Origin of the sequence: Bradyrhizobium sp. SZCCHNPS1003 (assembly GCF_032381555.1) — a bacterium.
Taxonomy (GTDB): Bacteria; Pseudomonadota; Alphaproteobacteria; order Rhizobiales; family Xanthobacteraceae; genus Bradyrhizobium.
Window position 1 is genome coordinate 187,392 of sequence record NZ_JAUHIU010000008.1, and the last position, 13,147, is coordinate 200,538.

Consider the following 13,147-nt stretch of genomic DNA (forward strand, 5'->3'; position numbering starts at 1 on the left):
TTGCTCTACAATCCCTGGAACAACAGGCGAAATGGGGGCTTTCATGGGTATCATCGCAGCGCTGATCATCGGCGCCATAGCGGGCTGGCTGGCAGGGCTGATCGTGCGCGGCGCCGGTTTCGGCCTGATCGGCAACATGGTCATCGGCATCATCGGCGCGCTGGTCGCAAGCTACGTGCTGCCGGCACTGCACATTGCGCTCGCCAGCGGCACGCTGGGGACGATCCTGGACGCCACGATCGGCGCCGTCATCGTGCTCGTGATCCTCTCATTGGTCAGGCGCGCTTGATTATTTCTGCTTCCGATGGCAGCCATCATCTCAAGGCCGCAGCGGCGTTGCCGCTGCGTAGCCACTCAACACAAGTTCGAACGATGAGCGAGACGCGATGAAATTTACCGGCACCCAGGACTACGTCGCCACCGACGACCTCAAAGTGGCCGTCAATGCGGCGATCGTGCTCGAGCGCCCGTTGCTGGTGAAGGGCGAGCCGGGGACGGGCAAGACCGTGCTGGCCGAGGAAGTCGCAAAGGCCGTCAACGCGCCGCTGCTCACCTGGCACATCAAGTCGACCACCAAGGCGCAGCGGGGCCTTTACGAATACGACGCGGTGTCGCGGCTGCGCGACAGCCAGCTCGGCGACAGCAGGGTGTCCGACATCAAGAACTACATCAAGCGCGGCAAGCTGTGGGAGGCCTTCACGGCTGAGCAGCGGCCGGTGCTCTTGATCGACGAGATCGACAAGGCCGACATCGAGTTCCCGAACGACCTGCTGCTCGAGCTCGACCGGATGGAATTCCACGTCTACGAGACCAACGAGACCATCAAGGCGAAACTGCGCCCGATCGTCATCATCACGTCCAACAACGAGAAGGAGCTGCCGGATGCGTTCCTGCGCCGCTGCTTCTTCCACTACATCAAGTTCCCCGATCCGGATACGATGGGCCGCATCGTCGACGTGCACTTCCCTAACATCAAGAAGCGTCTGGTCGAGGAGGCCCTGCGCATCTTCTTCGAGGTCCGCGACGTGCCCGGCCTGAAGAAGAAGCCGTCGACCTCCGAGCTGCTGGACTGGCTCAAGCTGCTGCTCAACGAGGACATCGGACCCGAGCAGCTGCGCGAGCGCGATCCGCGCAAGCTGATCCCGCCGCTGCACGGTGCGCTGCTCAAGAACGAGCAGGACGTCCACCTGTTCGAGCGGCTCGCCTTCCTCAGCCGGCGCGAGGTGTGAGGCGCCCGGCTCAATCCGACGGGGCCGAACGCGTCATTGCGGCGCCGTCCTCTCGATCAGGCGTCCGAGCGCGCGCATGATCCCATCGACGGCAATCGGCTTCTCGCAGCGGAGGATCTTCGAGAAGCGGTCCGGGATGACCGATTCGTCATAACCGGTGGTGAAGACGAAGGGCACGCCGCGCTCGACAAGCAGATCGGCGACCGGAAACGCCATGTCGCCGCGCAGGTTCACGTCGAGAACGGCGCCTTCGATCCGCCCCTCGCGTTTGATCAACGCAAGCGCGTCAGGGACGGTTCCGACCGGGCCCAGGATCGTGCCACCGGCGCCGCCGAAGGCGCAGCGCAGCTCGTCGGCAAGCATGTATTCATCCTCGACGATGAGGATATGACGGTCGCGAAGCGAGCGTTCAGGCATGCTCATCGAGCTCCAGTGTGGTGAGCGAAACGGGAATCGATATCGTGCAACGGACACCGTCGGATTCGAAAGTGTATGAGGTCCTCGCGCTGAGCTGATAGGGCAAGGCCTGTTCGATCAGCTCGCGCCCTTGTCCGGTGCCGCTGGGCATCGTGGCTGGCGGCGGCATGTCGACGCCGCTCTCGCGCCAGTCGATGTGCAGCCAGGGGCGTCCCTCCGCGCCTTCGCACTCGAGCGACCAGCCCACGCAGAGCCGGCCGGACGGCTGCGCCAGCGCACCATACTTGACCGCGTTGGTGGCGAGCTCGTGCAGCGCCATGGCAAGGGTCTGAACCGTCGACGACCGCAGCCGAACGCCGGACGGCCCCGAAAGCTCGATGCGCTCGGAACCGCCGGCGATAGCAGACAGCTCGCTGCGGATCAGATCGTCGAAGGTGACGCGATCATGCTCCTTGAGGCGCGACAGCAGGCCCTGGGCGCGCGACAGCGTATCCAGCCTATCACGGAAGCGGGCGCGAAAATCGCCGAGATCGGTGCTCGCGCGCGCCGTCTTGTCGGCCATCGAGCGGACCACGCCGAGCAGGTTGCGGGTGCGATGCTGCAGTTCGGCGACCAGCACCTTCTGCCGCTCCTCCCATTCGCGCCGCTCGGTCACGTCGACCATGGCGCCGGTCATGCGGATCGGTCGTCCTGCATCGTCATAGAAGAAGCGCCCACGGCCGTACAGGCAGCGAATTGCGCCGCCCGGATGCACAACACGAAACTCGCTGACATATTCCTGGTGCGCCTCCATCGCGCGGTGAAGCGCGGCTTCGGCTGCGGGACGATCGTCGGGATGGATGCGCGCGGCCCAGACCTCGTAGCTCGGGGTCAGTTCGCCAACACCATAGCCTTCCATGCGAAAGTGCTCGTCCGACCAATACACCTCGCCGGTCGCGACGTTCCAGTCCCACAGGCCGAGCCGCCCCACCTCGACCGCGCTGCGCAGGCGCTCCTCGCTCTTGCGCAACTCCCGTTCGGCCTTGTTCTGCTCGGAGATGTCGCGCGCCGTTCCGAACCACTCGATGATCTCGCCGTTGCGCCCGAGAATGGGGATGGCGCGCGAATGAATCCAACCGAGGCTGCCATCGATCCGGATGACACGGTGCTCCAGCTCGAACATGCTCTTCGTCGCAACGACCCTGCTGATCGCCGCCATCACCTGCGGCTGATCGTCCTGATGAATGTATTTCGCGAGCCAGCCCTGGCTCGGCTTCATCGTATCGGCAATGAAGTCCTTGCCCTGCAACTGGCGCATCTCCCGCCAGTCAGGACTCATGCGATAGACGACGTCGGAGCTCGCCGTGACGAAAGCGCGATAGCGCTCCTCGCTGGCACGCAGCCGCTCCGTCGCCTCGGCACGCAGCCGGGCCATCTTGAGATGCGCCTCGACGCGCGCCAGCAGTTCACGCGCACTGAACGGCTTGATGAGATAATCATCCGCACCGGCCTCCATGCCTTCGACGCGGCTCTCTTCTGCGGCCCGGGCCGACAGCAGGATCACCGGGATGGTGCCGACCTGTTCATCGGCGCGCAGCCGGGCGAGCAACTGCATGCCATCGATGCGCGGCATCATCACGTCCGACAAAACGAGGTCGGGTTTGTCGCGGGCGATGGCCGCGAGCGCGGCTTCACCATCGGCGACGGTCTCGACATCGTAGCGCGCTGCGAGCAGGCGGCGGACATAGTCGCGCATGTCGGCATTGTCGTCGGCCAGGAGGATGCGGGGACGCGGCCCGGCCCTGTTGGCGGAGGGGGCGGGGACGTCGATGTCCCGAACGGCATGCGCATCGAGCGGCGGCGTATCCGGCAGCCAGCGCAACGCCTCCTCGATGAAGGGGCGCTCACCGCGGAGCATCGGCTCCTGCGCTGGCGCCGCGTCGACCTGGTCGGACGGCAGATGGCTTCGTCCCCTGGGAATTCTGACTACGAACGTGCTGCCCTGCCCGGCTTCGCTGGTCGCTGCGACGGATCCACCGTGCAGCTCGGCGAGCTCATGCACAAGCGCGAGCCCGATGCCCGAGCCTTCATGGGTGCGGCCGCGCGCGCCGGCGACGCGATGGAAACGGTCGAAAAGTCGCGGCAGCTCGTGCTGCGGGATGCCGGTTCCGGTGTCCTTCACGCTCAGCTCGAAATGACGATCGCAGGGGACGAGCCGGACCTCGATGTCGCCCGTGAAGGTGAACTTGAACGCGTTGGACAGCAGGTTGAGGACGATCTTCTCCCACATTTCGCGATCGACATAGGCCGGCTCCGGCAGCGGCGGGCAATCCACGATCAGCCTGAGGCCGGCGGCCTCGATCGCCGAGCGGAAGGTGCTGGCGATCTCCGCGGTCAGGCTCGCGAGGTCGACCGGCGCGTAGACTGCCTGCATCCTGCCGGCCTCGATCCGCGAGAAATCCAGCAGCGTGTTGACCAGCTTGAGCAGCCGCAAGGCATTGCGCTGGGCGATTTCCAACCGGTCGCGATCCACCGGCGGCAAGCTCTGCGACCGCAGCAGGACATCTTCGAGCGGACCGAGCATCAGCGTCAGCGGCGTGCGAAACTCGTGGCTGACATTGGCGAAGAACGCGGTCTTGGCCCGATCGATCTCGGCGAGCGTCTCGGCGCGGCGCCGCTCCTGCTCGTAGGCCAGCGTCTCGGCGAAGGCGCTGCCGAGTTGAGCGGCCATCAGATCGAAGAAGCCCTGGTGCTCGGCATCGAGGGCGCGGCGCGGATTGACGCCACAGATCAGGATCGCCGTCGCCTGCTCCCGGCCCGTGGCAACCGGCAGCGCAAGCGCCAGCTGTGGCGGCTCGGGCCATGCGCCGGTCGGCACGCCGGCAAATTTCGCACGATCCAGCACGACGCGAATCGGTGCCGCCGCACGCGCCGCCTCCCGGATCGGCCACAGCGCGCCTCCGTTGCCGTCGAGGGCAATCTGCGCCGGCGCGATCGCGCTGTCCGGCTGCACCCCCGCAGCGCTCAACAGCCGTGCCGATCGCTGGTCCTCGCTGAGCTGGTAGATCACCGCAAATGGGACGTCATGCGGATTCTCGGCGAGGACATCGGTGGCTTCGCGACAAGCATGGGCCAGACTGTCGGCACGGCCGCGCGCGGCGAGATCGCGCAAGGTCCGCATGCGGCGCTCGCCCACGACCCGGGCCGTCGTCTCGATGACGGGGGTGAATACGCCGCCGACGCCGCCGGTCTCATCGCGAATCGGCGAATAGGAGAACGAAAAATAGGTCTCTTCGAGGTAGCCATGGCGGTCGATGAACAGCGGCATGTCGCGTGAGCGGGTCGCTTCGCCAAGCCCAACGACCTGCCGCAACATCGGGCTGATGACCTCCCAGATCTCGGACCATACCGCGCGCCCCGGTGCCCCCAGCGCGGCGGGATGCTTCTGCGAGCCGAGGATCGGGCGATACTCGTCATTGTAGAGCATGACGAGCTCCTGGCCCCACCAGATCAGGATCGGGAACGCGCAGTCCAGGCAGGTGCTGACCGACGTGCGCAACGACTGAGGCCAGCTCTCGGGCGGCCCCAACGGCGTCCGTGACCAATCATGGATGCGCATGAGCGCTCCCATCTCGCCGCCACCCTGCAGGAAGTCGGCCCCGCGCGCGAACGCCTGAAACGTTGCGCGACCGGCATCCGAATGCTGGTTCACTCCTGGTCCCTTTTGGCCCCTTTTTCGCCGCACAGTATCGCGAAATGCGCGCGGGCGCCAAGCACGGGCCTGAACGAGCGACAAGCGCATCGACGGGGAACTCGGCGGCGAGGCGGGTTCCATCTGTCCATCCACAGCCGATCTCGCAATTTGGGACAGTCCACCGCAAACGCTCGACGTGCGCGCCTGCGCTTGTTAAGCGCCAGCCTCTGCGTGAGGCGGGGTTGAGTCGGGGCACATGACGGTTGCGATCGAGATGGGGCAGACGGCGACGGGATCGCCTGCAGCTCTCGACCTCGAGGAACTCTTGGCGACCCGGCTCCTGGTGCAGGGCAATTCCGGCTCCGGCAAGTCGCATCTCTTGCGCCGCCTGCTGGAGCAGAGCGCGCCCTGGGTGCAGCAGACGATCATCGATCCGGAGGGCGACTTCGTCACGCTCGCCGAGCGATTCGGCCATCTTGTGATCGCGGCCGAGGATCACACCGAGCGCGCGCTGCAGGTCGCCGGCGAACGGGCGCGGATGCATCGCGTCTCGACGGTCCTCAACCTCGAAGGCCTCGATGCCGAGAATCAGATGCGGCGCGCGGCCGCCTTTCTCAACGGCCTGTTCGAGATCTCCCGCGACCATTGGTACCCGATGCTGGTCGTGGTCGACGAGGCCCAACTGTTCGCACCGGCGGTTGCGGGCGAAGTCTCGGACGAAGCCCGCAAGGCTTCGCTCGGCGCGATGACCAACCTGATGTGCCGCGGCCGCAAGCGCGGCTTGGCGGGCGTGATCGCGACGCAACGACTGGCGAAGCTCGCCAAGAACGTCGCGGCCGAGGCCTCGAACTTCCTCATGGGCCGCACCTTCCTCGACATCGACATGGCCCGCGCTGCCGACCTGCTCGGCATGGAGCGGCGCCAGGCCGAGGCATTCCGCGACCTCGAGCGCGGCCAGTTCATGGCGCTGGGCCCCGCGCTGTCGCGCCGGCCGCTGGGCCTGCGCATCGGCCCGACTGACACCAAGCCGCGCAACGCGACGCCGCGGCTGATGCCGCTGCCGGAGGCCTCGCTCGAGGACGCCCGCGCGGTGATTCTCGCCGCACCGCCGCCCGAGACGAACGCGAGGCCGCAGCGCAAGCCGCAGCCCGAGCTGCTCGACCAGTTGATGGCGGCGAAGTCCGCCGCGCTCGAACTGCGCCCCGAACCGCCGGCGCCCGCCGTCAGCGAGGAGGAGCTCGCCGAGCGCCGCGCCCGCGTCGAGCGCGTGCTGCGCGCCGTGCTGGCCGAGCCCGACGCCGGCTTCCGCGCCGTCGGCGTGCTCTATCAGGAGTTCGTCGTCCGCTGCCGCATCGAGGGGCTGGGCACGGCGGTGCCAGACCTCAACGAGTTCCGCCGCATGCTGACGCGCGCCCGCGCGGGGCTCGGCGGCGACGAGACGGCCGACGACGCCGGCTGGCGGGACGTCACGCTGCGCGCCTCGCTGCTCCCTGAGGACATGCAGGGCGTGTTCATGATGATCGCCCGCGCCGCCAAGGACGGGCGCCCCTGCCCGAGCGATGCCGCGATCGCCCGCGCCTATGGCTCGCACTCGTTGCGCCGGGCGCAGCGCCTGCTGACCTATATCGAGGACCAGGGCCTCATCGTCTGCCAGCTCGATGGCGCCGGCCGCCGCATCGTCACTTTGGTCGAACTCGCCTGGGCGACCGCGCCGGGTGATCCCAATGCCGACGACGCCGAGCAAAGTCTCGTCACCTCATCATCTTGAGGATGCGCCCGGATCGCTCCGGGCGCATCCCGATATCGTTCGCGATCAGGTCGCGGCGATCCTGCCCATCGCCGGGTCGCTGATGCTGGGCCGGCCGTTCTCGACATGACCCGCGAGCTGCCAGTTGAAGTTGGCATCGGTATCAGTCGTGACCGTCAGATCGTACCAGCCATGGGTCTGCTGCAGGCGAACCCGCGTCTCGAGCCGCTGTCCGCGCTGCAGGCGGTGCCGCTCGCTGCGTCCCGTATAGTTGTCGGCCAGCGTCACGACGCAGCTCGCCCCCTTGTTGGTGAGCGCGATCGCAAGGCTGCGCGAATCGTCGCCATCGTCCCAATCGCAGAGATGGACGGTGTCGACATCGACCAGCGCGGCGGTGGTGGCGACGCCGCCCTTGAAGTGGCGGAAGAAGCCGTTCGGCCCGTACACCGACAGATCGTACTGGCCGGCGCTGGCCGCGAGGTCCCATGCGCCCCGCAGCGACTTGCCGGCCTCGACGGTGTAGCTCCACGGTCCGGCCGCGGTGTTGCCGGAGCGGACGTGGAAGCAGACGCCCGCCTGCCCCGGATTGACGAAGCGGATCGCAAACGTCCTGTGCGCGGCGTCGGCATCGCCGTCGACGCGGAGATCGTAGGGCAGCGCGCGCGCCGGGCGAATGCCAGGCTCCTGCTGCGGCATCACCTGCTTGGCCGGCGGAACCGGGTGATAGTCGTCGAAACGCGCACCGGAGGTGATGTCCGCGACCGGCGGCTTGAAGCCGGCCGTGCTCGGCAGCGGCGCCATGCCTTCGTTGGGCGAGGTGAAGTTGAACGCCGAGGTGAGATCGCCGCACACCGCGCGCCGCCAGGCCGGGATGTTGCTCTCGAACAAATCAGGCGCCTTGTGATGGAAGCGGCGCTCGATGAAGCGGATCACCGAGGTGTGATCGAACACTTCCGAGCACACGAAGCCGCCGCGCGACCACGGCGACACCACCAGCATCGGCACGCGCACGCCAAGGCCGTAGGGACCAGCCACGTGGCTGCCGTCGCCGGCGAAGAGGTCCGTGCTGACATCGACGGTCGACTGGCCCCAGGCCTGCGACATCGCCGGATACGGGCCGACGGCATGGTCGAAGAATCCGCCGCCCTCGTCGTAGTTGATGATCAGCGCGGTCTTGCTCCACAGTTCCGGATTCGACGTCAGGATGTCGAGCACCTTGGAGATGTACCAGGCGCCCGGCCCCGGCAGCCAGTTCGGATGCTCGCTGAACGCTTCGGGAGCTGCGATCCACGACACCTGCGGCAGCGTGCCGTTGCGCACGTCGTTGCGCAGCCCGTCGAACAGGTTCTCGAACGTGCCGCCCTTGGCGATGTTGCTGCCGCGCAGCGCCTTCTCGTACAGCGGACTGCCCGGCTGCGAGTTCTGATACTGGTGGAAATACAGCAGCGAGTTGTCGCCGTAATTGCCGATCCACGGATTCTGGGTCCAGCCCCAGAAGCCTTCCGCCGTCAGGCCGAGACCGATGTCCTGGTAGACCTTCCAGGAGATGCCCGCCTTCTCCAGCCGCTCCGGGAACGTGGTCCAGTCGTAGCCGGCTTCCGCGTTGGTGATGACCGGGCCGCCGCCCTTGCCGTCGTTGCCGTCCCAGCCGGTCCACAAGTAGTAGCGATTCGGATCCGTCGGGCCCATCACCGAGCAGAAATACGAATCGCACACCGTGAAGGCGTCCGCGAGCGCATAGTGCCAGGGCAGATCCTGCCGATTCATGCAGGTCATCGTCGTGGTGCCCTTGTTGGCGATCCACTTGTCGTAATTGCCGTTGTTCCAGGCCTTCTGGCCGTCGTTCCAGCCATGCGCCACGTCCTCGACATAGACCTGGCCGGCATTGTCGACGCGGAACGGCATCACCGGTCCCGTGCCGCCCGGCTGCTGCCACACCGGGTTGCCGTTCGGCAGCTTCACGGCGCGCGGATCGTTGAAGCCGCGCACGCCGCGCATCGCGCCGAAGTAATGATCGAAGGCGCGGTTCTCCTGCATCAGCACAACGATGTGCTTGACGTCCTCGATGCTGCCGTGGCGGTTGAACGCCGGAATGGCATGCGCGCGCTCGATGCTCTGGCCGAGGGCCGCGGTCGCAGCCGACGCTCCGAGCAGCCGCAGGAACTCGCGCCGGTTGTGCGCGATCGTGTTCGACATCTCGTTCATTCCCCATGGTGATGACGGTGTCGAGCGACTTAGGTCGGCGCGTTAACAGCCGCGTGACCGGCCGGTAAAGGATGTGTGGCAGGCTTTTGACGCCGCGCGGCGGTGCGGCATTCGCGGCGGCGCGAAGGCGCCCTGCCGCGATCCGCGTCGAAGCCGCCATTGCCCTTGCGCCAGAGGCGAAAAGCTGAATGATCCGTTCGGGTTGAGACGATGACAGGCCGGGCCGCCACCGGGTTTGGCGCGTTGCGTTTTTGAGGATGATTTGCATATGCCGACGTTGACGGTGCAAGCGGCGGGTCTGCAGGGAGCGCCGGTATGGATATGGCTGCAGGTCGTGTCCAACGGACTGGTCGCCAGCGCCTTCTTCACCATCGCCTTCGTGGTCGGCACGTTTCTGCGGCGGCGTTGGCGCGACGTGATGTTCCGCGGCATCGTCGGAGCGCTTGCGACCTTCGTGGCCGTCGTCGGGGTCACGCGCCTGCTGGCGATCGTCGATCTCTGGGTGCCGACCTCGACCATCACGGGCCTCATCAACATCTTTCTTGGCGTCACCTCGATCGGAATCATCGTCGTCATGATCAAGATGCTGCCGCAGCTTCTGGTGCTGCCGACGCGCATCACTTTGCAGAAGGCCTATGCGCAGCTCGAGGAGGAGATCCGCCAGCGCCGCGCCGCGGAGGCGATGGTGCGACGATTCCAGGAGATCGAGGCCAACGAGGCCCAGGTCCGTCAGGCACAGAAGATGGAGGCGATCGGCCAGCTCACCGGCGGCGTCGCGCACGACTTCAACAACATCCTGACCGTCATCACCGGGACGATCGAGATCCTCGCCGATGCGGTCAAGGACAAGCCCCAGCTCGCCGGCATCGCCGGCATGATCAGCGCCGCCGCCGAGCGCGGCGCCGATCTGACCCGGCACCTGCTTGCCTTCTCGCGCCGCCAGCCGCTGCAGCCCCGCGCCACCGACATCAATGCGCTCGTCGTCGAAGCCGGCCGTCTGCTGCGGCCGACGCTCGGCGAGCAGATCGAGATCGAATCGATGCTGGCCCATGACAGCGCGCCGGCGCTGATTGATCCGAGCCAATTGTCGACGGCGATCCTCAACCTCGCGCTCAACGCGCGCGACGCGATGCCGGACGGCGGCAAGCTGACCTTGGAGACCAAGAACGTCACGCTCGACGAGCACTACGCGCAACTGAACCGCGACGCCAAGCCCGGAAGCTACGTCATGATCGCGGTCAGCGACACCGGCCAGGGCATTCCCGCCCCGCTGCTCGACAAGGTGTTCGAGCCGTTCTTCACCACCAAGGACGTCGGCAAGGGCTCGGGTCTCGGCCTCAGCATGGTCTATGGCTTCGTCAAGCAATCGAACGGCCACGTCAAGATCTACAGCGAGGAAGGCCACGGCACGACGGTCAAGCTCTATCTGCCGCGGGCCGCGAGCGCACCGGAGCCGCCGGCGGCCGAGCCCGGCCGGCCGGCTGTCGCACAGGGCGACGAGACCATCCTGATCGTCGAGGACGATGCGCTGGTGCGCGACTACGTCGTGGCTCAGGTGCGCCGTCTCGGCTATCGCACGCTCGCCGCGAGCAACGCCGCTGAGGGCTTGGCGCTGATCGACAATCCGGAACGCATCGACCTGCTGTTCACCGACGTCATCATTCCAGGCGGCATGAACGGCCGCCAGCTCGCGATCGAGGCCGAGAAGCGCCGTCCCGGGCTGAAGGTGCTCTACACATCGGGCTACACGGAGAACGCGATCGTGCATCATGGGCGGCTCGATGCCGACGTGCTGCTGCTCGCCAAGCCCTACGTCAGCGCCGATCTTGCGCGCATGATCCGCACTGCGCTGGAGGCGTGAGGCTGACATCGGTCGTTGCGGTCGCGATCCGACATCTGATCGACGTTTCCAACAGCCCATCCTCGCCACGTCTGTCATCACCCGCGAAGCCGGGCGTGACGGCGGAGCTTGTAGAGCTCATGCTGATCTCACATCCGCCCATTCTGCTCATGGGTACACGCTCTCGCAGCTGATGGGGCCCGAGTGATGCGGCAGTCACGTCCCTCCCGAACAACGAGAGGGCGCAGGGAAGGCCGGGAGCTCGCCGCCCCCATGGCCCCCGTGCGGAAAGAATGCACGGGGCAGGAACCACAGGTTCGACCGAGACATCCCGGCCTTCCCTGCGCGATGGCTCTACGAATTATACGTGATCTCCCTGGGGATCGGCTGTCTTGCCCCCATCGTCCGCGCGTGCCGTCAAGCAACGACCGCGGACTTGACCTCAGCGTCGAGAGGCCAGGACCACACGACTTCTCCGTACGCGCCGACTGCGCTCGTCTGGCGCAGCCATCACGTCCATCGCCCCCCACCTCCACGTATCGTGACGACGCGTACGTCCCTCTGCACGAGGCGGGTTGGCAGGAGATAAGCACATTTTCCGAAAAAGCGAAAGTAAAATTTTGTTGCGTGCGCGGGATGCCGGACTGCCTGGAAGCTCACGCCAGGATGAAAGCAGCGCCGCTCACCCAGCAAGGCGTCGCTGCGGCTCCTCGGCGCCATCAGGCCTGTATTCGAGCAGGTCGCCCGGCGGGAGACATCCTCGGCTCAGGGCCTATTGAATTGCTTGCGGGACAAGGGCGGCTCGATTCACAGGCACCCCGAGGAGACGCCGGCATGAGTGATCTGTGCTTATGGGGTAATCTTCCACGTTTAGGTGTTTGCTGACGAGTTCATCCACACGATTTCCCAAACGTAGCCATCCGGGTCTTCAATGTGGCGGTTGTACATGAAGCCGAGATCCTGAGCTGGGTTGGGATCGGCGCGTCCGCCCGCAGCAACAGCGCGAGTTAGGGTTGCATCAACGGCATCGCGGTCGGCGACCGTAAGGGCGAACATAGCCTGACTCTCGCGTCGAGCGTCGCCGATCGGGCGTTTGGTGAATTCGCGATATTGATCGTGGGTCAGCAGCATCACACCGATCGTGTTCGTGAACATGAGGGACGTCGAGCTTTCGCCGGAAAACTGTGAGTTCACCGCCCCACCAAGGGCAACGTAGAATGCTGTCGACGCGGCGAGATCTCTCACGGGGAAGTTCACCAAAATCATGTTGGGCATCGCTTTCCTTCCAAGACCTATGAGGCCAAGCTGTCGCCTCGCCTCATAGCGGTAGTCCAAATGTATCTTAATATCAAGATACTTTATCGAAAGACACTTGCCCATGGATCGTGCCGAGATCGCTTCAAAACAATGGGCTCGGGAGCGCCCTGATCTTCCAACGCTGCCTGTAGAGCTCGTGGGGCGTTTGCTTGACGCCGCCGCACGGGTGATCCGCGACCACATGAACCCATTGCTCGCAGAAGCAGGGCTACAGGTTGGCGAGTTTGACGTCCTCACGCCCCTCAGGCGCGCCGGTGAGCCCTATATGCTTTCACCGACCCAGCTCTATGAAGCGGCAATGATCTCTTCAGGCGGCATGACGAACCGCCTCGATCGGTTGGAGCGCGCCGGATTGGTCGAACGATACCCCGATCCCAATGACCGACGTGGCAGGCAAATTGCGTTAACCCCTGCCGGCAAGCGCGCGATCGACGATCTGATTGGTCCAATGGTGGCCCTGGAGGCACGATTGATTTCCGTCCTGACACCGGCGGAACAGAAGACGCTCAACGCTCTTCTCAAGAAATTGCTCACCGGCCTCTAGGTCGTTTTGGCACCTCAGCCTTCACCTATCACCTGGGACGACTGCTTCACACTGGCCGCGAGCTATGTGATCTCGTCCAACTACGCGGTTGCGGGTGCCGACACAATCTCGAGATTCCGGGTTCAAGGCCTACGGCCTTGCCCCGGAATGTCGATGGTCGCGACGCAAGAGGATT

The 13,147-nt window shown here is 65.7% G+C and carries 9 protein-coding genes; 5 read left to right on the plus strand and 4 right to left on the minus strand.

The window, feature by feature from the left end:
• Positions 1–43: 43 nt before the first annotated feature.
• Positions 44–289, plus strand: a complete 246-nt coding sequence (locus tag QX126_RS15170; RefSeq protein ID WP_315781962.1) for a GlsB/YeaQ/YmgE family stress response membrane protein — start codon at positions 44–46, stop codon at positions 287–289.
• A gap of 97 nt (positions 290–386) precedes the next feature.
• Entirely contained in the window at positions 387–1,229 is an 843-nt protein-coding gene (locus tag QX126_RS15175; RefSeq protein ID WP_315781964.1) for a MoxR family ATPase, read from the plus strand.
• Between the two features lie 33 nt (positions 1,230–1,262).
• Here QX126_RS15175 and QX126_RS15180 read toward each other — a convergent pair whose 3' ends face one another.
• Positions 1,263–1,646, minus strand: coding sequence for a response regulator (locus QX126_RS15180; RefSeq protein WP_315738598.1), 384 nt, complete (start codon positions 1,644–1,646; stop codon positions 1,263–1,265).
• Positions 1,639–5,337 carry a PAS domain-containing protein gene (locus tag QX126_RS15185; protein WP_315781965.1) on the minus strand — a complete coding sequence of 1,233 codons (3,699 nt, stop codon included), beginning with the start codon at positions 5,335–5,337 and terminating at the stop codon, positions 1,639–1,641. Before QX126_RS15185 ends, QX126_RS15180 begins: the two co-directional genes overlap by 8 nt.
• Before the next feature lie 238 nt (positions 5,338–5,575).
• On the opposite strand from QX126_RS15185, the gene QX126_RS15190 reads away from it, so the two are divergent.
• The gene (locus QX126_RS15190; RefSeq protein ID WP_315781967.1) at positions 5,576–7,087 is read left to right on the plus strand and encodes an ATP-binding protein; all 1,512 of its coding nucleotides are present in this window, start codon (positions 5,576–5,578) and stop codon (positions 7,085–7,087) included.
• A gap of 45 nt (positions 7,088–7,132) precedes the next feature.
• On the opposite strand, the gene QX126_RS15195 is transcribed toward QX126_RS15190, so the two are convergent.
• Positions 7,133–9,262 (minus strand): phosphocholine-specific phospholipase C, encoded by a 2,130-nt coding sequence (locus QX126_RS15195; protein WP_315781969.1) that lies wholly within the window; start codon positions 9,260–9,262, stop codon positions 7,133–7,135.
• A 277-nt stretch (positions 9,263–9,539) separates the two neighbouring features.
• Between QX126_RS15195 and QX126_RS15200 the strand changes: the two genes are divergently transcribed.
• Complete coding sequence (locus QX126_RS15200) at positions 9,540–11,132, plus strand: ATP-binding protein (protein ID WP_315738603.1); 1,593 nt, start codon at positions 9,540–9,542, stop codon at positions 11,130–11,132.
• Between the two features lie 849 nt (positions 11,133–11,981).
• On the opposite strand, the gene QX126_RS15205 is transcribed toward QX126_RS15200, so the two are convergent.
• Positions 11,982–12,386: a VOC family protein gene (locus QX126_RS15205; RefSeq protein WP_315738604.1), complete on the minus strand. Its 405-nt coding sequence runs from the start codon at positions 12,384–12,386 to the stop codon at positions 11,982–11,984.
• A 103-nt stretch (positions 12,387–12,489) separates the two neighbouring features.
• On the opposite strand from QX126_RS15205, the gene QX126_RS15210 reads away from it, so the two are divergent.
• The gene (locus QX126_RS15210) at positions 12,490–12,972 is read left to right on the plus strand and encodes a MarR family transcriptional regulator (protein ID WP_315738605.1); all 483 of its coding nucleotides are present in this window, start codon (positions 12,490–12,492) and stop codon (positions 12,970–12,972) included.
• Positions 12,973–13,147 lie beyond the last annotated feature (175 nt).

Bases quoted from the DNA above. Each gene is read 5' to 3' on its own strand.
- QX126_RS15195 (WP_315781969.1), bottom strand. From the start codon at position 9,262: ATGTCGAACACGATCGCGCACAACCGGCGCGAGTTCCTGCGGCTGCTC.
- QX126_RS15190 (WP_315781967.1), top strand. From the start codon at position 5,576: ATGACGGTTGCGATCGAGATGGGGCAGACGGCGACGGGATCGCCTGCA.
- QX126_RS15180 (WP_315738598.1), bottom strand. From the start codon at position 1,646: ATGCCTGAACGCTCGCTTCGCGACCGTCATATCCTCATCGTCGAGGAT.
- QX126_RS15170 (WP_315781962.1), top strand. From the start codon at position 44: ATGGGTATCATCGCAGCGCTGATCATCGGCGCCATAGCGGGCTGGCTG.
- QX126_RS15205 (WP_315738604.1), bottom strand. From the start codon at position 12,386: ATGCCCAACATGATTTTGGTGAACTTCCCCGTGAGAGATCTCGCCGCG.
- QX126_RS15175 (WP_315781964.1), top strand. From the start codon at position 387: ATGAAATTTACCGGCACCCAGGACTACGTCGCCACCGACGACCTCAAA.
- QX126_RS15200 (WP_315738603.1), top strand. From the start codon at position 9,540: ATGCCGACGTTGACGGTGCAAGCGGCGGGTCTGCAGGGAGCGCCGGTA.
- QX126_RS15210 (WP_315738605.1), top strand. From the start codon at position 12,490: ATGGATCGTGCCGAGATCGCTTCAAAACAATGGGCTCGGGAGCGCCCT.